Raw genomic sequence first — 18811 nt, 5'->3', positions numbered from 1 at the left:
GACCGCGCGCCTCGGGGGCCGGTTGGGGGGTAGACATGAGCAAGATTGCAGCCATCGACGCCGCAATTCGCCTGCAGCTTGGCGAGGACGGCAAGTCGATCGGCCCAAACGATCCTCTCGTCGGCGGCACCGGTTATGCCAATGCCGCGGATGTGGAGGAATTTCTGCTGAAGGTCGCCAGACGGCTGCGGCTGGACACCCCGCCACTGCGTTTCGCGTGGACGGATCTGAAGCCGGCCGATCTCGTTGCCAGCAAACTCTACATCGTCCACGAGAAGATCGCCGAAAAGACCACGGTGGAGAAGTCGGATGGCTGAGCTTCCGTTGCTGGAATTCCCCCTCGTCCCGAACGACTTCTCCGTCAAGGATACGTTGTCGGTCATCCGCAAGGAGAAGACGGATTTCGTCGTCTCGGCAGGTGCCGACGGGCTGCGCATGATTTCGCAGCAGGGCTTGGGCAAGCAGGCGCCACCTCCCTTGCTCGAGGACCGTTCCGGAATCCTGCGAGAGATCGGCAATCTTCACTCCGGTGTCCGGCTTCCCGACTATCTGAGGTCGCAGAGTGCTCGTTGGCATGTCTCGCGCCCGGGAATGGTCAGCGTCACGGAAAGCCTGATGCAACCTTTCGGAAGCGAAGGTTCGGTCGCCATCTTAGGTTATGACAGCAGGCTCGGACCGCAGTCGTCGTCGCTGCTTGGCCTGTTCGACAAGCATGAAGTCTATCGTATCGTGACCGGCATATGGGAATGCCCGATCGACGGCGAACTTTTCCGCACCAACGGCACATGTCCCGTTCATGGCCGCAAGCTCAGCAAAAAGGCGTGAGGGACGGGCGCGATGTTCGCGGAGATACTGGGAAAGATCGATGGCTGGTTCGGGCGCTCTTTCCTTCTGGCGCGTTATTTTCCCTGGCTTCTTTTCTGCCTCGCCAATGCCCTGATCGCAGCGATCGAGTTCGAACCGGTTCGCGACTTTCTTCTGGAGGAATACCGCAACCTCGGTTCGGGGGAAAAACTCGTCAATTTTGCGATTGCGCTGAGCGCGGTGGCGGTCGTCGCCTTCACGCTGTCGCCCGCGGTCCAGCCCATCACCCGGCTCTTGGAGGGACGAAGCCTTCCGTGGTGGATCACGGATCTGCTGTCGTTCGGCCATGTGCTGAAACGCGACCGGCGGATCGCACGCGGAAATGCCCTGTTTCAGCGCCGGGCGAAACTGCCCGCAAGTGGCGACGTCATCCGTGAGCTGGCGCGTGACCGCGACGAGGGTGCCTTCATGCGAGGCGTTTCCGATCCCGGCGCGATAGACAGGGCCGAGGCCGCCATCCGGCCGTTGCGCACCGCCCGCTACCTGAACCGGCCGATCGAGGTCGGGGCTTTGGAAGAAGCCATCGACGCTCTTTCGGCGGCGTTGAAATCGAATTGCGCGGAAGCGCAGCGGCTGCGGCCTCCTGTCGATCCCCGGGCACAGGCGCAGGCCGCGACGCTGGCGGCTTTGCACCGGGAGATGACCGATCAGTATACGGGACTGGTGACCTATGCCGCGGACATAGCCCAGTCCCATGAAGCGCATGAATTTAATTCCTACCAGACGCTTTTTGCCAAAATCGAAGTGGCACCCACCCGTTTCGGAAATGATCTCGCGGCGCTGCGCAGCTATTGCCACACGCGCTACGGCTTCGATTTCGATCTTCTGTGGCCCCGCCTGCAATTGGTGATCAAGGACGAGGCCCTGCTGGCGAAGCTGGAGAACGCCCGCATCCAGCTGGACTTCTCGATCCTCAGCCTCTCGCTGAGCTGCCTGTTCACGGCGATCTGGCTGGCAGTGCTTGGCATCTGGGGCAGTTCGCTCACGGCGCTGCTGATCGTCGTGGTCTTCGGTCCCGTCATGGTCGCCCTGTGGCTGTGGATCGTCCACGAAAGCTTTTCCGCCTTCGCCGAGACCGTGCGCGGCGCGATCGATATCGGCCGCTTCGATCTCCTCAAGGCCCTGCACCGGCCTCTGCCGAAAACCGTGGGCGATGAACACGCCACCTGGGAGACGGTGGCGGAAATGTTGTCTCTGGACGAACCCGACAGCGACATCGCCTACGAGTATCGCTCATGAAGATCGGTCACATCGACCCGCTGCTCTGCATCGTCGCGGCCGCGAGGGCAATCCCGCTGCTCATCTATTTGGGCCTGGTCATCTGGATTGTCTCGCTGGTCTCCGGCCGCTCCGAAACGCCGGAGCCGGTTGCGCGGCTCGCCTTGCAGCGCAATCACCAGATCGGCCATGGCGATCTGCAGACGCCGGCCTTTGCAGCGCTTGTCGGCAAATATCTCAAGCAGGACGTTGCGGCCGGAGAAAAGGTGACCGCCGCCATGCTTCAAGACACGTCCCTGCCGGCGCCGATGAGCAATACCATGGCGGCGATTATCTCCATTCCCCTGCAGGCGAGCAAGACGGCCGGAATCAAGGCGGACAGCGACGTCCAGATCTGCGATCGCAACAACCAGGTTTTCGGCGGGCTGACGAAGGTGATTTCCGTTGATTGCGACGAACGCCTTTGCCAGGTCACGGTAAAACTCCCGAAAATGCCGGGCCAGACCGTCGACCCCGATGCTCTCGCAGGTGCCTCGCTTGTCGGCGGACAATACCAGAACTGTTCCGCACGACCCTAGACGGGCAATGACGTCAGTATACCGACGCCTTTAGCACTTCATTAACCATAATATTCCTAAATTCGGCGTCATCTTCTCGACGCATCAAGGACATATTCATGACGATTTCCCGTCGCGGCTTTCTTGCCGGTCTGCCGCTGCTGCTGGCCGGTTGCGCTTCCACGATCAACGATCAGACGAACTATGCAGCACTGCCGAACGAGCAGTTCCCGCTGAAGACGGTGCCGGTCGACAAGATCAAGCCGGAACTGCGCCGCACGGAAGTCGCCTATGTCACCCCGCATGCCGCCGGCTCGGTGGTTGTCGATACGCCGGCACGGCGCGCCTATTACATCCTCGGCAACGGCAAGGCGATCCGTTACGGCGTCGGCGTCGGGCGCGAGGGTCTGGCGCTCGCCGGCAATGCCTATGTCGGCCGCAAGGCGGAGTGGCCGACCTGGACCCCGACACAGAACATGCAGAACCGCGAGGAGCGCTATCGCAGGCTCGCGGGCGGCATGCCCGGCGGTCCGAACAATCCGCTCGGTGCCCGCGCCATGTATCTCTATCGCGGCGGCAACGACACGCATTTCCGCATCCACGGCACCAACCAGCCCGAATCGATCGGCCTTGCCATGTCGAGCGGCTGCATCCGCATGATGAACCACGACGTGATCGACCTCTACAGCCGCGTCAGTGTCGGCGCCAAGGTCGTCGTCATTCAGGCCTGATCCACCGCCAGGCCGCGAAGAAAGCCCGCCGTTTCAGCCACGGCGGGCTTTCTTTGTTTCAGCGTCCGAGCGTCCGTCAGAAGCCCGAGAGTACGAGCTTGCCACGGGTGCGGTTGCTCTCGATCATCGTATGCGCCTTCTTCAGGTTGGCGGCATTGATCGGGCCCAGCGTTTCGGCAAGCGTCGTGCGGATTTTTCCGGCATCGACCAGTTCGGCGACGTGGTTCAAGAGCTTGTGCTGCTCGATCATGTCGGTGGTCTGGAAGATGGCCCGGGCGAACATCATTTCCCAATGCACCGACAGTGCCTTGCCCTTGAAGGCACGCAGGTCCATCGGCTCCTTCGGATCGTCGATCAGCGCCAGACGGCCCTGCGGCGCGATCAGCTCCAGGATGTCCTTGAGATGCGCTTCCGTATGGGTGGTCGAGAACACGAAGGCGGGCGCGCCGATCGCCATCTGGGCAAGCTGCGGCGCCATCGGCCTGGAATGGTCGAGGACATGATGGGCGCCGAGTTCCTTGATCCAGCCCTGCGTGTCAGGCCGCGAGCCGGTCCCGATCACCGTCACGTCGGAGAGTTCGCGCAGCAGCTGGATGGCGATCGATCCCACACCGCCGGCGCCGCCGATGACCAGCACGGCGTTCCAGGCGCCCGCCACCTTGTCCTGCACCTTCATGCGATGGAACAGCGCCTCATAGGCGGTGATCGCCGTCAGCGGCAGCGCGGCGGCTTCCTCGAAGCTCAGGGTCTTCGGCTTGAAGCCGACGATACGTTCGTCGACCAGATGGAATTCCGCATTGGTGCCCGGCCGGTTGATCACGCCGGCATAATAGACCTCGTCGCCCGGCTTGAAGAGTTTGACGCCTGGCCCGACCGCCTTGACCACGCCCGCCGCGTCGTAACCGAGGATCCGGTGCTGGCCGGGTTCGACCGGGGCCGAGGCGCGCACCTTGGTGTCCACGGGATTGACAGAGACCGCCTTGATCTCGACCAGCAGGTCGCGGCCGGTCGCCTCCGGCACGGGCAATTCGATGTCGATCAGCGAGGTTTCGGCGGTGATGGGCTGGGGCGTGTTGAAGCCGACGGCGCGCATGAGAAGTCTCCTTGGTTTGCGTCCTGTTGTCGCGAAACTAGATGGCGCCTATGTCCAGCGAGCGCAAGAATGCACATTTTTGGCCTATAGTACCGAAAAGTATACCGTGAAAGGACGCTTCCGATGTCGAAACCCCGTGCCAAGCTGACCGACAATTTCCCCGGATGCCCGGTCGAAACGACGCTGAGTTTCCTCGACGGAAAATGGAAAGGCGTCATCCTCTATCATCTCCTGGAGGACGGCACTCTGCGCTTCAACGAGCTGCGCCGCCGCATTCCGTCGGTCACGCAGCGCATGCTGACCAAGCAGCTCAGGGAGCTGGAAGAAGCGGGGCTGTTGACGCGCACCATATTCCCGGTCGTGCCGCCGCGTGTCGATTATACGCTGACGCCGATCGGCCTGAGCCTCGAGCCGGTCATCACCGCGCTCCGCATCTGGGGCAAGACCCATTTCGTCTGCGAGAACGGCAAAAGATACATGATGATGCCGGAGGAAAAGGCCGCGTCGAAGGCGGCTTAGCCGGTAAAGCGGGGCATTTCGGCATGGCTGCAAACCGGGACGAGGGCGCTCCCTTCATGAACCTTCGGCCACCTTCTCCCTGAGGGGAGAAGGGGAGGTTGCCGCGCCGGTTCCTCGCATCCGGGGTGCAAAGGACGGGCCGAGACCGTTGGCTCGACTCTGGCTGTCCGTCGGACGAAGGCGGAGGTGTGGTGAGGGAGCGGCTTGCTTTCAGCCTGCCGCAGTCTTGCGGTCGAGCGCCGCGGATACCGCGAACACCCCAAAGCCCAATAGCGACAGCACCGCCCCGACATACCCTGTCGCGGCAAAACCCCAGCCCCAGGCAATCACCAGGCCGCCGAGCCATGCGCCGAGCGCATTGGCGATGTTGAAGGCCGAGTGATTGGATGCGGCGGCAAGCGTCTGCGCGTCGGCGGCGACATCCATCAGCCGCGTCTGCAGGGCGGGACCGGCGGCGAAGCCGCAGCCGATCAGGAAGACGCAGAGGCAGAGCACGACCGGATATTGCGCCCACAGACCGAAGGCGCCCATGACGATGACGTTGAACGCCATCACGCCGCCGATCGTGCCCTTGAGCGATAAGTCGGCCAGCCGCGAGCCGACGATATTGCCGACATTCATGCCGATGCCGAACAGCGTCAGCACGATCGCCACCATGCCGACCGGCATGCCCGCCGTCACCGTCGTGGTCGAGGCAATATAGCTGAACACCGAGAACATGCCGCCGAAGCCAACCGCGGCGATGCCGAGCGTCAACCATACCTGGGCGCGGCCGAAGGCGCCGAGCTCGCGCCAGATGCTGGCGCCCTCATGCACCGTGTCGCGCGGCTGGAAGTACCAGAGCAGGGCCACCGTCACGGCGCCGATGCCGCCGACCAGGAAGAAGGCTGCGCGCCAGTGGAGCTCCTGGCCCATGAAGGTCGCGATCGGCGTACCGACAAGCGTCGCGACGGTCAGGCCCAGCATGACCCGGCCGACGGCGCGGGCGCGCTTGTTGGGCGGCACCATCGAAGCGGCGACCAACGCCGCGACCCCGAAATAGGCGCCATGCGGCAGGCCGGTGATGAAGCGCAGGGCCGTGAAGCTCCAGAAATCCGGCGCCATGGCGCTCAGGATATTGCCGAGCGCAAACACGGTCATCAGGATCAGCAGGAGCGAGCGCCGCGTCATCCGGGCGGCGGCGACCGCGATGATCGGCGCGCCGATGACGACGCCGAGCGCATAGGCGCTGATCACGTATCCGGCCATCGGAATGCTGACCTGATAGGTGGAGGCGACATCCGGCAGAAGGCCCATGATCGCGAATTCGCCGGTGCCGATGCCGAATCCCCCGACCGCAAGCGCAATCTCGATCAGGATGACGGCGAGCCGCGAAAGTTCCGGGGCGGTTTCAGGCGCGGTGTCAACGCTTTGGGGTTCCGAACGGTCGCGAGCGGGTTCGAAACGGGCGGCGGTATTGGTCATGGAGTTGATTCTGCAGGAAAAAAGACGCGGGTGAGATGTGGGAGACATCCACCCGCTCTGGAGGTGAGCGGGTCATCGAAACGACCTGGGTGAAAGGTAGCACGCCATTGTGCGTTGCGGTAGTGCTCCTGCGAGATTTAGCTCCGCCCGCTGGCCGGCTCACGGGATTGTGTGATTTCGCGGGAGTGGCGAGCCCCCGTTGATAAAACCCGGTGTCGCAACCATTTCTCTGATGGGCCGTTGTCCCGCCGCGAAATCCGCGCCCTTGCAAGCGAGATCAGATGAACCTGTTTGCCGTCTTCAACCGCGATGGCGGTACATTCCGAACCACCGACATGGACGCCTATTGCGCCCGCGCCGCCGAAACGTTCAAGGCGGCCGGGCACGAGATCGAGTGCCATGTCGTCTCCGGCAAGGATGTGGTCGCCACCATGGAAAAGGCGGCCTCGACGCAAGGTGTCGAGGGCCTGATCGCCGGCGGCGGCGACGGGACGATCTCCGCCGCCGCCGGCATCGCCTGGAAGAGCGGCATCGCGCTCGGCGTCGTTCCGGCCGGAACCATGAACTTGTTTGCCCGCTCGCTGAAACTGCCGCTGGATATCTGGCAGGTTCTGGATGCGCTGGCGGAGGCGACGCCCGAACGCATCGACATCGCCAGCGCCAACGGTCACAGCTTCGTCCATCAGTTTTCCGCCGGCCTGCACGCCCGCATGGTGCGTTATCGCAATTCGATGACCTTCGCCTCGCGGCTGGGCAAGATAAGGGCCAGCACCCGGGCGGCGATCGGCGTGATGTTCAATCCCCCGGAATTCGAGGTCGAGTTCAATGCGGGCGGCCAGGTCGGGCATCGCAAGGTCTCGGCGATCTCCGTCTCCAACAACGAGTTCGGCCGCGATCCGCTGATGTATGCCGACAGCCTGACGCGCGGCCATCTCGGCTTCTACATCGCAGATCCGCTGACCCCGGCCGGCGTGGCGCGCCTGACCTTCGACATCCTGCGCGGCCGGCTCAAGGAAAACGCCGCCGTCACCGCCATGACGGCGACCGAGCTGGAACTGCATTTTCCCCGCGAGCGCCACGACATCCGCTGCGTCATCGACGGCGAACTGCTGCCGATGGACAGGGACGTGCTTTTGAAGATCCATGCGGGCGAACTGACCGTCCTGGTCAACCAGCCGCAAAAGCACGTTTCGCAGGAGCGGGATGGCAGCGGGATTTGAGCAGGTTTGCAGGGCGGTATCCGAACCGTTCTGCCGCCTCTTCAGATGGACGAAACGACCCGATTTCGCCCGAGCGATTTTGCCTCGTATAGATTTACATCGGCGGCTCTGAGACATTCCTGAGGATCGAAGCCCGAAACGCAGTGGACAGCTCCTATGCTGGCCGACACCTGCACGCTCGACCGTGAGGCGGAGCGCACATCCAGGCCTTCGATGAGTTCTCGAATATCCTCGCACCATCTCAACATCTCGTCGACGGTCAGGCCAGCCTGAAAGAGAGCGAACTCTTCGCCTCCGAGGCGGCCCGCTATATTGAATTGCCCGCGATACGTGGCGAGCATCTGCCCGGTGCGGCGAAGCACCTCGTCACCGGTTGCATGACCGTGACGATCGTTGATCGATTTGAAATGGTCGAGATCCAGAAAAATCAGGGCTCCGGTGACACCCTCCCGGCTGAAGGCCTGCAGTTCCTCCATGAAGGCGCTGCGGTTTGACAGGCCGGTCAATCCGTCCTGGCGGGACTGCCGGTGGAGTTCTTCGTAGGCGGCGGCTAGCTTCGTCAGTGCGTCAGAAGCCATGGCTTCCGCACGTCGAACTCGTTCTGACTGGCTGAAAAGCACCGCCGAGGCGGGAATGGAGATAGCAAGCGGGCAAACGATGGTCATCACCAGGCCGGCACCGGCTACTTCCCCGCCCAGTATCGGAACGAAGGTAAACGACAGGGCCAAGGATGCGAGGAGGGACAAAAGTCCGGTAAGGAGTGACTTGGCGATAACAATATGCATCGAATGTGCCGCAAGACTTCAAATATCCTCCTTTAGGCCTCATGAATTTAAGATAGGTTGAAACATTCGCCTAAACATCGATCATGTGCGGCCAATGCTTATTCGCGCTACCGCGGATCGTCGCTGTTACGGTGAGGCAGTGCTGTCGGCGGCGAGCTCATCGGACTGAGTAACCAGCCGCAGGAACGGGACGGCAGCGGGATCTAAGCAAGTTCGCGGCCGCCAATACAACCTTTCGCATATGGCCATACATGCCTCGTTAACTCCATGCCCCTAGTTTCTCAACCATTGATAGAATCATTGGTTGATCTGGCCATGAAGCGCCCGGCAAATCGCGGCAATGCCCATCAGGGGTGGTGCGTCGCGGACGAGGACCGGCATGACTTCCATCTCCGCAACCCAACCCGCTGCCCTGCTGATCCTGCAGCAGGCGAATGCCCAACCTGCCGAAACTGACGAAGACAAGGACAAGAAGGCCGATCTTGTCCAGGTGGCGAACGGTATTACCGGCGAACCTGCCGAAGAGACGTTGAAGGCCGCCTTTGCGGTCAGCCTCGCCTTCATGGAGCTGGACGCCAAAGGCGAACTGGCTGCCGAGGCGGTGGCCTTCATCGATTCCGACCGATTCAAGGTCACCGACCCGACCGTCAAGGACACGCTGAAGCAGCTCATCTCCGAAAAGGGATGGGAATTCATGCAGCTCGTCAAGCAGCAGCAGGAAGCTCATGGCGGCATTTCGCGCGAGAACCTGTTTGCGATCGTGCTGCCGCAGATGATCGTCAAGAACCGCGACCGGTTCACGGAAGACGAGATCGAGCTTTCGGTGAAGTTCGAGAACAAGAACGGCAGCGTTGGCGGCATCATCGTGCTCATCCCCGATAGCGAGGGTAACAGTACCTACCGCGACCTGCAGGAAACCATCGAGCGGGAGGAAATCCTCGCCGACAAGACCGGCGACCGGACGGCAGTCAGCGAGCTCTACAACGAACTCGGATCCTATCTCGGCGCCTGGAGCAAGGCATTCGGCTTCAAGCCGGACGAGCCCTCGCCGATGTTCGTCGACGTGAAGGACATCCTCTTAGCGGCCTGGATCCCGAAACCCGTCCCCTAAATCCTTGGTAGATAAGTCTGGTAGTCGAAATCCGAGACAGTGCGCAGATAGGTGATCGCCTCCTTGCGCTTCGTATCGCCATAAAGCTTCTGGTATCGCGTGCCGAACACGTCGGCGATGAAGGGGGAGGCGAAAAAGTCCTCGACCGCGGTCAGGAAGTCGTGCGTCAGCTTTTTTGTGCCCGCCGGCGGCTCCTTACCGGGTTCGGTTGCCGGGCCCGGATCGAGCACCTCGTCGAGGCCGAGCAGCATGCCGCCGAGGATGGCCGTCAGCAGCAGATACGGATTGACGTCGGCGCCGGCGACGCGGTGTTCGATGCGGGCGGCCGGGCCTTCAGCATCCGGAATGCGCACCGCGGTCCCCCGATGCCCGAAACCCCAGTCGATATCGACCGGCGCGAACGAACCCGGCTGGAAGCGGCGGTAGGAATTGGCGAACGGCGCGAAGATGAGCTGCGCGTCGCGCATCGTCTTCAGCATGCCGGCACACACGGATTTGAGCCGCACGGGGTCCCCGCCCCTTGCGTCCAGCACATTGTTGCCGTCGCGGTCGATAATGCTCGCATGCACATGCAGGCCGGACCCCGCCTGGTCCGCATAGGGTTTCGCCATGCAGGTGGATTTCAGCCCATGCTTCCTAGCCGCCTGTTCGGCGATCCGCTTGAGATAGATGCAGTCGTCGGCCGCCGCCAGCGCGTCGGCGCGGTGGAGAAGGTTGATCTCGAACTGGCCGGGGCCGAATTCGGCGGTCGTCGCGTCGGCAGGCAGGCCTTGCGCCTTCGCCCAGGTTCTGACCGTCTGCAGGTAGTCGTCGAGCGCATCGACGGCGCTCATGTCGTAGAGCTGGAAACCGTTCGGCTGGTCGCGATACATCAGTTTTGCAGGCGGCCGCGGCCTGCCGGTCTCGCGCCAGTCGTCCTCAACCACGTAGAATTCGAGCTCGGTCGCCACCACCGGCGTCAGGCCGCGCTCCTCGAAGCGTTTCAAAATGGCCGTGAGGATGGCGCGCGGATCCATGAAGGAAGGCGAACCGTCGAATTCGTGCATGGTCGAAAGCACCTGTTTCGAGCCCTCCGGCGCCCAGGGCATCGGCACCAGGCTGCGGCGGTCCGGGATGCACACTCCGTCCGGATCGCCGATCGACATGGAAAGCCCGGTGATCTCGTCATTGTCGTAGCCCCAGATGTCGAGCGACTGGGTGGAGGTGGGCAGGCGCACGGTGCCATCCCAGACCTTCTTTTCGGCTTCCAGCGGGATCTGCTTGCCGCGGAGGTCGCCGTTCATGCCGACGAGCAGGATTTCGATGCGGGGCGGGGCGGTCTCTGAAGCCATCGGATTGTCTTTTGACGGGTGTTGCGGAACTCCGTTCGTAACCGATAAGAATTGACGGCACAATCTGAGGCAGAGACATGACCGATATGCCCCCGCTTTCCAATCTCGCCGCCATCGACGCCGCCCATCACCTGCATCCGTTCTCGGATATGAAGCAGCTGAATGCCAGGGGTGCCCGGATCATCGAGCGCGGAGAGGGCGTCTTCATCTACGATTCAACCGGCAAGAAATATCTCGACGCCTTCGCCGGCCTCTGGTGCGTCAATGTCGGTTACGGCCGCAAGTCGATCGCCGAAGCCGCCTACAGGCAGATGCAGGAACTGCCCTATTACAACACCTTCTTCGGCACCACGACCGAACCTGCCGCGCTGCTTGCCCAGAAGATCGCCTCGCATACCGGCGAAAAACTGAAACGCGTCTTCTTCACCAATTCCGGTTCGGAAGCGACCGACACCTGGTTCCGCATGGCACGGGTCTACTGGAAGGCGCTGGGCAAGCCGGAGAAAACGCAGGTGATCGCCCGCAAAAACGCCTATCACGGCTCGACCGTCGCCGGCGCTTCGCTCGGCGGCATGAAGCTGATGCACGAACAGGGCAACCTGCCGATCGAAGGCATCCACCATATCAACCAGCCCTATTGGTATGCCGAGGGCGGCGATCTTTCGCCCGCCGAATTCGGCCTGAAGGTCGCCCGCGAGCTGGAGGCAAAGATCGACGAACTCGGCGAGGAGCGTGTCGCCGCCTTCGTAGCCGAGCCGATCCAGGGGGCAGGGGGCGTGATCATTCCGCCCGAAACCTACTGGCCGGAAATCGCCCGCATCTGCAGGGCGCGCAACATCCTGCTCGTCTCCGACGAGGTGATCTGCGGTTTCGGGCGTCTGGGCACGTGGTTCGGCCATCAATATTACGGCTTCGAGCCGGATCTGGCACCGATCGCCAAGGGCCTGTCCTCCGGCTATCTGCCGATCGGCGGCGTTCTCGTCTCAGATCGCGTCGCCGACGTAATGGTCGAGGAGCTCGGCGATTTCTACCACGGCTTCACCTATTCCGGTCACCCGGTCGCGGCCGCAGCCGCGCTGGAAAATCTCCGGATCATCGAGGAGGAGGGACTGGTCGAACGTGTGCGCGACGACATTGGTCCCTATTTCGCGAAAGCCTGGAAGAGCCTCGAGGATCATGAGGTGGTCGGTGAGGCCGAAAGCGTCGGCCTGATCGGTGGCCTGCAGCTCGCAGCCGATAAAGCCACCCGCCGCCGTTACGCCAAGCCCGACGATATCGGCACCCTGGTCCGCAATCATTGCGTCGAAAACGGCCTGATCATGCGCGCCACCGGCGACCGCATGCTCGCCTCGCCGGCGCTGACGATCGGCCGCTCGGAGGTGGACGAGGTGATCGACAAGCTGCGCGCGGGGCTCGATCATCTGCGGGATAGCGTAAGGGACTGAGCGGTCGCCGCGCGTCAATCTCCTCCCTTGAGGGGGAGAAGGAGCCTGCCGGCAGCTATCTGCCCGGCTCCACCCACGCATAGCCAAACGTAACGCTCGCCCGCCCGCCCGAGAAGAGATAAGGCACGGCCTTGGTCGCTGGCGCCAGCCCTTCCGTCGCAACTCCGTTTGCCTGCAGATAGGGATTGAGAGCGGCCAGCGTGCTATCGCGCCAGACGATCAAGCCAGGCTGGCGCCGCTCCGCCTCGCCGAGCGGTGGCGTCTGCCCGAAACTCGGCAGCAGCACGCGCGCCTGCGGCAGTTCCAGCCGGGCGCTGGCGGCAAGGTAGGGATCGTCGGTGATCACGTAAGCTGGTCGTGGGCCGGGATGCTCCGACGCGATCTGTTCGATGAACGGTCCCGACGGCAGATTTTCCTTGGTATAATTGCCAAAGAGCGGGCCGACGACATTGCCGAGCGCGATATAGGCGACGAAGCCGAGCGCCAGGATCGCGACCGGAAACAACAGCCGCGGAATGCCCCGGCTGGTATCCGCCTTGGCGGCTTCCAGCTTCAGGCAGAGATAGAGCGGCAAGAGAACCAAGAAGGGCGACAGCCATTTTTCGCTGATATTGGTGGCGCCGAAACCGAGCCCGATCAGGCCGACAGCGATCAGGCAGAGGAGAAGTGCCCGGCCGATCACCCGCGTCCACTGGTTCGTCGCCCGCCACGCATCGGTGAGTGACCGCCGGAAGGCGATCAGGAAAAAGGCGAGCACCGGCAGCCCGCCGGTCAATATAGCGACGAACAGCGTGCCGATGCCGGAAAGCCGGTCGAGGACGGGGTTGCCGGAGGCATCCTCCCGCATCGCCTTGATCGTCCCCGCCGTCGCTTCCCCGAGATTGCCGAGCACCCATAGCCCGTGCGGCAGGCAGATGACCGCGACGACTGCGAGCGCCGGGACCATCCGCCAGTCGAGGATGCGCCTGCGCAGGTCCGGCTCCGGCAGGATGGCGAGGATCGCCGCAACCGGCACGATGACGAAATTGTATTTGGCGATCAGCCCGAACCCGACCGCGATCCCGGTCAGGAGGTAGGTCCACAGGCGCGGCTGCGTCAGCGTTTTCAGAAAGCCGTAGAAGAACAAGGCGACGGCAAACAGGGTGGCGATCGCATGCGTCAGGTCGCGCTGCGCCATGACGCTGACCGCCGGCATGGCGATCACGCCGATCATCGCGATTGCCACAAGGCGTTGGTCCTTGAGCAGGATCCGCGCCGCAAGTCCGTAGACCGCGCAGGTAAGGAAAAGCAGCAGGTTCTTGACCAGCGAGATCGCGAAGATCGACGGTCCGATCAGATGGACGACGCCGTATTGCAGCCAGTTGTAGAACGGCGGCTGCCGGCCGTAGCCCATCAGCAGGAACTGCGACTGGTAGAGCTGTTCCGCCTCGTCGCTTTCCAGCGCCTCCGACCTCAGAACCCGGAGGATGATCGCAAGCACGTAATAAGCCGCGATCAGCCAGAGGACGAGTTCGGGACGGCGGGCGAGCGCGTCACTGATGCGCCTGATCGCCCTCATAGACTTCCCTGACGATGTAGCTGAGGGCGGTATCTTCCCGGTAGTAGGTGCGGGCGATCATTTCGGCGATAATGCCGGTGGTGATCATCTGCACGGCCGACAGGAACAGCATGACGCCGATGAGGAACAGCGGTCGCGTCCCGATGTCGTTGCCCATGATGAACTTGTCGATGAACAGGTAGAAGAGGATGATCCCTGACAGCGCTCCGAGCCCGAGGCCGAGCGAGCCGAAGAAATGCCCCGGCCGGGCCTTGAAGCGCATGAAGAACATCACCGACAACAGGTCGAGAATGACCCGGAAGGTGCGGGAAATGCCGTATTTCGAAACCCCGTGCTGGCGCGCGTGGTGGGTCACCGGCATTTCGCCGATCCGCGAACTCGGCACCACGCCGGCCACCCAGGCCGGAATGAAACGGTGCATCTCGCCCATCAGCTTGACCTGCTTGATCACCGAGCCGCGATAGATCTTCAGCGAACAGCCGTAGTCATGCAGGCGTACGCCGGTAATGCGGCCGATCAGCCGGTTGGCGATCCACGAGGGCACCTTGCGCAGAAGCAGGCCGTCCTGGCGGTTCTTGCGCCAGCCGACCAGAAGGTCGAGTTCGCGCCGCTCCAGCTCGGCGACCATGCCGGGAATGTCCTTGGGATCGTTCTGCAGGTCGCCGTCGAGCGTCGCGATCAGTCGGCCTTCCGCCTGGTTGATGCCGGCCTGCATGGCGGCCGTCTGGCCGAAATTGCGCTGCAGCGCGACGATCTTGAGGTCGAGGCCGGGGCGGTTCAGCGCCTCGCGGGCATTGGCGATCGTCGCATCGGTGCTGCCGTCGTCGACGAGAATGAGCTCCCAGCTCGCGGCGTAACCGGACATCGCTGCGCAGATCCGCTCGATCAGCGGGCGCACACTTTCTTCTTCGTTGAAGAGGGGCACGACGAGGGACAGTTCGATCGGCTCGGCCGTTTCGATGAGGCCCGTCACCGACTCTGCTGTTGTACGCACCTTGCGTTTCTCCTAAACCACGGGCTTGAAACGGCGCGCCGTGATGGCGGCAAGACCCGAAATATCACATGGGGCACCCTACTATATGAAGAATTCTCCGGTTGCCAGCCGGGCGTGGATAATTCGCCACGCGATGACGCTCGGGACGGTGGCGATCATCCTCGTCTATGCCGCCTTCATCCAATGGGTCTGGGGCTGGGGCAGCGTCGTCTCCCTGTGGAGCGGCGCCGGCTGGGGCTCTGCAGCGGTGGCGCTGACGCTGCTGCTCGGCACCTATGTCCTGCGCACCTGGCGCATCTACGACTATTTCCCGGCCGAGACCGGCGGCCGTTTCGGAACGCTGCTCAGGCTCGTGCAGGTCCACAATCTCCTCAACATCATGCTGCCCTTCCGCACTGGCGAGGCAAGCTTTCCGCTGCTGATGAAGCGCGAATTCGGCCTCGGTCTCGCCCGTGGCACCGCCGCGCTCCTCGTCATGCGGCTCTTCGACCTGCATGCGCTGCTCGCCGCCGCCGGCACGGGGCTGGCGCTGCAGACGGGAAAACTCTGGGCCTGGGCGCTCTGGCTCGCCTTCCTCATCCTGCCCGCCATCGCCTTTGCACTGCGCAGGCCGGCTTTCCGCCTGGCGGCCAAGGCTCTGCCGAACAAGGCGAAAAAACTGCTCGACGAGGTCGAAGCCGGCCTGCCTGTCGATGCCAAGGCCTTCGCCCGCGCCTGGGGCGCGACCCTGATCAACTGGTTCACCAAGATCGCCGTGCTCGCCTGGGTGCTCGGGCTGCTCGGCGGCCTCTCCGTCGCCGCAAGCTTCGGGGGCGCCCTCGGCGGCGAGCTCTCCTCGGTGCTTCCGGTCCACGCCCCCGCCGGTGTCGGCACCTATCCCGCCGGCATCACCGCCGGCGCCATCGCCTTCGGCGCCGACACGGCCGGGCTGCCATTGGAGGAGCTCGGCCAGGCGGCGGTCAACACGCATCTGCTGGTGATCGTTTCGTCGCTTGTGGGGACGGCGCTGTCATTGTTGGCGGCGAGGCGGGGTTAAGCCCGCCTGAGATATATCGTCTGATTGAGGCTTTCGCCTCCGGGCACTTTTTCTAAAAAAAGCAAAATAATTTCGGCTTACCCCCTGAAATATAGGGTTGTATTTCTTCGATGATTTGGGCATGAGCCATATCGATCGGGGAGTATATCTATGATTATTGTATTGAATACTAAAATATAGAATGACCAGTGCTATTGAAAAAAGTTATGGTGATACGAGTTTTATTACTGGTATGCGGGCTTTCGCCGCTCTAGCAGTCATCATGATTCACTGTGGAGGCGCCGGCTTTAGAGAATTAGGTGAAATCGGAAAAAATATCGCTAACTTCGGTGCAGCGGGTGTTTTTGTCTTTTTCGTCATTTCCGGTTTCAGCGTAGCGTCATCCTACGAAGCGTCGAGTAATTACCGAAGCTATCTCAGTAAACGACTTTGGAGGATCGCGCCCCTTTATTACTTCTGGTTGGGGGTGTCGATCCTGCTGGGGACCACGTCGCTCTATTGGCAGCAACAATTTTCAGTTCCGGTCGATATTTACAATATCGCCATGCACCTGACTTTCCTGAGCTTCCTCGATTTCCAGATCGCCAACACGATTATTGGCGTTGAATGGTCGATCCCGATCGAGGTCTTTTGGTATCTGGCCGTCCCGTTCATGATGAGATTGTCTAGGGGCACGAAACAGCTTGCCGCGTTGATCGCGGTTTCCCTGATTGTCCACATCATCTCCGCAAGGGCGGCTACTCTTTTTCCGTTTCTCGGAGAAAACGCGCCGCTTGCCATGCAATGGAGCCCGGTTCCCTACGCGCTCTGCTATGCGCTGGGCATCGTGGTCTATCGGGTTAGACCATATATCCGCCATTCCGACGCCATCGGGAATCTGGCCTTCGTAATTTCGGCGATACTCTTACTGGCCTACATGTGTGCACCACGGGTATTTGCGAAGATATTCTTCGACGAATTGGTATTCACGTCTTTGGTCACGACGGTGCTTTTATTATTTGGCTCCTCCAAGAGCCGCATGTTCACGCTGGTCTTTGGCAACCGGGTGGCCCAGTTCCTGGGTATCGTCAGTTACGGGCTTTACCTTGCACATATGCCATTGCTGGAGTTATTGACGCGGTATGACGGATTTTGGATTCAGAATCCGACATCGAAGTTCCTGCTGGTCAGCCTATGCGGGACAGTCGTCTCCGCCATAACCTACCATGCCTTCGAGCAGAGATTCGTTGCCTTTGGGAAAAATATCTCACGGCGCTTTTCGTCTTCCGCGCCGTTGTCCGAAATTCAAAGCTGAAGCCGGGTGGCTCCACGCTCTGCTCCGTAATCATCCGGCCGCTGTATTCACTGAAACGCCGTCTCGTAAAAGCTCCTGAGCTTCCGCGAGTGCAGCGTCTCGATCGGCATGGCCGCGAGCTTCTGCACGGCGCGGATGCCGATCTGCAGGTGCTGGCTGACCTGGGTGCGGTAGAAAGCGGTCGCCATGCCCGGCAGTTTCAGCTCGCCATGCAGCGGCCGGTCGGAAACGCAGAGCAGCGTCCCGTAAGGCACCCGGAAGCGGAAGCCGTTCGCCGCGATCGTTGCCGATTCCATGTCGAGCGCGATGGCGCGCGACTGGGAGAGGCGCTTGACCGGCCCGCGCTGGTCGCGCAGTTCCCAGTTGCGGTTGTCGATCGTCGCGACCGTGCCGGTGCGCATGATCCGTTTCAGCTCGAAACCCTGGTAGCCGGTGACTTCCTCGACGGCGCTTTCCAGCGCCTGCTGCACTTCGGCAAGCGCCGGGATCGGGATCCACACCGGCAGGTCGTCGTCGAGCACGTGGTCCTCGCGCACATAGGCATGCGCCAGCACATAGTCGCCCAGCCGCTGGCTGTTGCGCAGGCCGGCGCAGTGGCCGACCATCAGCCAGGCATGCGGGCGCAGCACGGCGATATGGTCGGTGATCGTCTTGGCGTTGGAAGGGCCGACGCCGATATTGACGAGCGTGATGCCGGCATGGCCCTTCTTCTTCAGGTGGTAGGCCGGCATCTGCGGCATGCGCACCAAGGCAGGCGTTTCCGGCTTGTCGCTGCCGGCGAGCGTGATCGCATTGCCGGGCTCCACGAAGGCCGTGTAGCCGTCGCCGCCCCTCGCCATCATCTCGCGGGCCCAGCTCGCGAACTCGTCGATATAGAACTGGTAGTTGGTGAACAGCACGAAGTTCTGGAAGTGATCGGCACTGGTCGCCGTATAGTGGCTGAGGCGGGCGAGCGAATAGTCGATGCGCTGGGCGGTGAACGGCGCAAGCGGGGCCGGTTCGCCGGGCACCTGGTCGTATTCGCCGTTGGCGATCAGGTCGTCGGTATTGTTGAGGTCCGGCGTGTCGAACAGGTCACGCAGCGAAATGTCGGCGAGCGAACTGGTCGCCGACGCTTCCACATGCGCGCCTTCGCCGAAGGCGAAATGCAGCGGGATCGGCGTCGTCGATTCGGAAATCGTCACCGGGACGCCGTGGTTGCGCATCAGCAGCCCGAGCTGTTCCTTCAGGTAATGCCGGAACAGTTTTGGCCGGGTGATGGTCGTCGTATAGACGCCGGGCGACGACACGTGGCCATAGGAGAGACGCGAATCCGCATGCCCGAACGAGGTCGTCTCGATGCTGACCTGGGGATAGCAGGCGCGGTAACGGCCGGTTACGGCAGCGCCGTCGGCCAGTGCTCCGAACGCATCGATCAGAAATCGCGTGTTGCGCTCATAGAGCTCTGTCAGGGCGTCGACCGCCTCGGCCGGATTGTCGAAGACACGCGGCTCGAAAGGGCTCGGGCTGATGAAGGAAAGCGGGGTCAGGGAAAAGATTCGTGTGTTCATGCGCTATTATAGAGAGAACTCAATAACAATCAAACGACGCT

18 protein-coding genes are annotated in these 18811 nt (G+C 62.2%); 11 read left to right on the top strand and 7 right to left on the bottom strand.

Features of this window, described 5'->3' with window-relative positions; translation table 11 throughout:
* Window positions 1-35: 35 nt before the first annotated feature.
* The 5 genes from J2X76_RS01905 to J2X76_RS01885 all read left to right on the top strand — a co-directional run bounded on the left by J2X76_RS01905 (window position 36) and on the right by J2X76_RS01885 (window position 3370).
* Complete coding sequence (locus J2X76_RS01905; RefSeq protein WP_310212477.1) at window positions 36-317, top strand: hypothetical protein; 282 nt, start codon at window positions 36-38, stop codon at window positions 315-317.
* Window positions 310-825: a hypothetical protein gene (locus tag J2X76_RS01900; RefSeq protein WP_310212475.1), complete on the top strand. Its 516-nt coding sequence runs from the start codon at window positions 310-312 to the stop codon at window positions 823-825. Before J2X76_RS01905 ends, J2X76_RS01900 begins: the two co-directional genes overlap by 8 nt.
* Before the next feature lie 12 nt (window positions 826-837).
* Complete coding sequence (locus J2X76_RS01895) at window positions 838-2103, top strand: hypothetical protein (RefSeq protein ID WP_310212472.1); 1266 nt, start codon at window positions 838-840, stop codon at window positions 2101-2103.
* Window positions 2100-2660, top strand: coding sequence for a hypothetical protein (locus tag J2X76_RS01890; RefSeq protein WP_310212470.1), 561 nt, complete (start codon window positions 2100-2102; stop codon window positions 2658-2660). The genes J2X76_RS01895 and J2X76_RS01890 overlap by 4 nt, the downstream gene beginning before the upstream one ends.
* A gap of 98 nt (window positions 2661-2758) precedes the next feature.
* A complete protein-coding gene (locus J2X76_RS01885) occupies window positions 2759-3370 on the top strand; it encodes a L,D-transpeptidase (RefSeq protein WP_113129882.1) in 612 nt (203 codons plus the stop codon).
* 76 nt (window positions 3371-3446) lie between these two features.
* Here J2X76_RS01885 and J2X76_RS01880 read toward each other — a convergent pair whose 3' ends face one another.
* On the bottom strand, window positions 3447-4463 hold the full coding sequence (locus J2X76_RS01880) for a zinc-binding alcohol dehydrogenase family protein (protein WP_310212468.1): 1017 nt from the start codon (window positions 4461-4463) through the stop codon (window positions 3447-3449).
* Window positions 4464-4586: 123 nt separating this feature from the next.
* Here J2X76_RS01880 and J2X76_RS01875 point away from each other — a divergent pair, with 123 nt between their 5' ends.
* Complete coding sequence (locus J2X76_RS01875; protein ID WP_113129884.1) at window positions 4587-4982, top strand: helix-turn-helix domain-containing protein; 396 nt, start codon at window positions 4587-4589, stop codon at window positions 4980-4982.
* A 210-nt stretch (window positions 4983-5192) separates the two neighbouring features.
* Here J2X76_RS01875 and J2X76_RS01870 read toward each other — a convergent pair whose 3' ends face one another.
* On the bottom strand, window positions 5193-6446 hold the full coding sequence (locus J2X76_RS01870) for an MFS transporter (protein ID WP_310212465.1): 1254 nt from the start codon (window positions 6444-6446) through the stop codon (window positions 5193-5195).
* Between the two features lie 281 nt (window positions 6447-6727).
* Here J2X76_RS01870 and J2X76_RS01865 point away from each other — a divergent pair, with 281 nt between their 5' ends.
* Entirely contained in the window at window positions 6728-7666 is a 939-nt protein-coding gene (locus J2X76_RS01865) for a diacylglycerol kinase family lipid kinase (RefSeq protein WP_310212462.1), read from the top strand.
* A 41-nt stretch (window positions 7667-7707) separates the two neighbouring features.
* Here the strand turns inward: J2X76_RS01865 and J2X76_RS01860 are convergent, their stop codons facing one another.
* Window positions 7708-8451, bottom strand: coding sequence for a GGDEF domain-containing protein (locus J2X76_RS01860; protein ID WP_310212459.1), 744 nt, complete (start codon window positions 8449-8451; stop codon window positions 7708-7710).
* Window positions 8452-8830: 379 nt separating this feature from the next.
* Between J2X76_RS01860 and J2X76_RS01855 the strand changes: the two genes are divergently transcribed.
* Window positions 8831-9562 carry a hypothetical protein gene (locus tag J2X76_RS01855; RefSeq protein ID WP_310212456.1) on the top strand — a complete coding sequence of 244 codons (732 nt, stop codon included), beginning with the start codon at window positions 8831-8833 and terminating at the stop codon, window positions 9560-9562.
* Here the strand turns inward: J2X76_RS01855 and J2X76_RS01850 are convergent.
* On the bottom strand, window positions 9559-10893 hold the full coding sequence (locus J2X76_RS01850) for a glutamine synthetase family protein (protein ID WP_310212453.1): 1335 nt from the start codon (window positions 10891-10893) through the stop codon (window positions 9559-9561). The genes J2X76_RS01855 and J2X76_RS01850 overlap by 4 nt on opposite strands.
* 77 nt (window positions 10894-10970) lie before the next feature.
* On the opposite strand from J2X76_RS01850, the gene J2X76_RS01845 reads away from it, so the two are divergent.
* Window positions 10971-12338 carry an aspartate aminotransferase family protein gene (locus J2X76_RS01845; RefSeq protein WP_310212450.1) on the top strand — a complete coding sequence of 456 codons (1368 nt, stop codon included), beginning with the start codon at window positions 10971-10973 and terminating at the stop codon, window positions 12336-12338.
* Window positions 12339-12393: 55 nt separating this feature from the next.
* On the opposite strand, the gene J2X76_RS01840 is transcribed toward J2X76_RS01845, so the two are convergent.
* Together J2X76_RS01840 and J2X76_RS01835 are read right to left on the bottom strand one after the other, a co-directional pair.
* On the bottom strand, window positions 12394-13896 hold the full coding sequence (locus tag J2X76_RS01840) for a glycosyltransferase family 39 protein (RefSeq protein WP_310212447.1): 1503 nt from the start codon (window positions 13894-13896) through the stop codon (window positions 12394-12396).
* Entirely contained in the window at window positions 13871-14890 is a 1020-nt protein-coding gene (locus J2X76_RS01835) for a glycosyltransferase family 2 protein (protein WP_113129892.1), read from the bottom strand. The genes J2X76_RS01840 and J2X76_RS01835 overlap by 26 nt, the downstream gene beginning before the upstream one ends.
* A gap of 85 nt (window positions 14891-14975) precedes the next feature.
* Here J2X76_RS01835 and J2X76_RS01830 point away from each other — a divergent pair, with 85 nt between their 5' ends.
* Both J2X76_RS01830 and J2X76_RS01825 read left to right on the top strand, forming a co-directional pair.
* Window positions 14976-15926: a lysylphosphatidylglycerol synthase transmembrane domain-containing protein gene (locus J2X76_RS01830; RefSeq protein WP_310212443.1), complete on the top strand. Its 951-nt coding sequence runs from the start codon at window positions 14976-14978 to the stop codon at window positions 15924-15926.
* A 181-nt stretch (window positions 15927-16107) separates the two neighbouring features.
* Window positions 16108-17220, top strand: coding sequence for an acyltransferase (locus J2X76_RS01825; protein WP_310212440.1), 1113 nt, complete (start codon window positions 16108-16110; stop codon window positions 17218-17220).
* Between the two features lie 47 nt (window positions 17221-17267).
* Here J2X76_RS01825 and amn read toward each other — a convergent pair whose 3' ends face one another.
* Window positions 17268-18770: an AMP nucleosidase gene (amn, locus tag J2X76_RS01820; protein ID WP_310212437.1), complete on the bottom strand. Its 1503-nt coding sequence runs from the start codon at window positions 18768-18770 to the stop codon at window positions 17268-17270.
* Window positions 18771-18811 lie beyond the last annotated feature (41 nt).

Origin of the sequence: Neorhizobium sp. 2083 (assembly GCF_031455615.1) — a bacterium.
Lineage (GTDB): Bacteria > Pseudomonadota > Alphaproteobacteria > Rhizobiales > Rhizobiaceae > Neorhizobium.
Note: the sequence above shows the minus strand (reverse complement) of the source record. Positions and strands in the feature narration are given on the sequence as shown.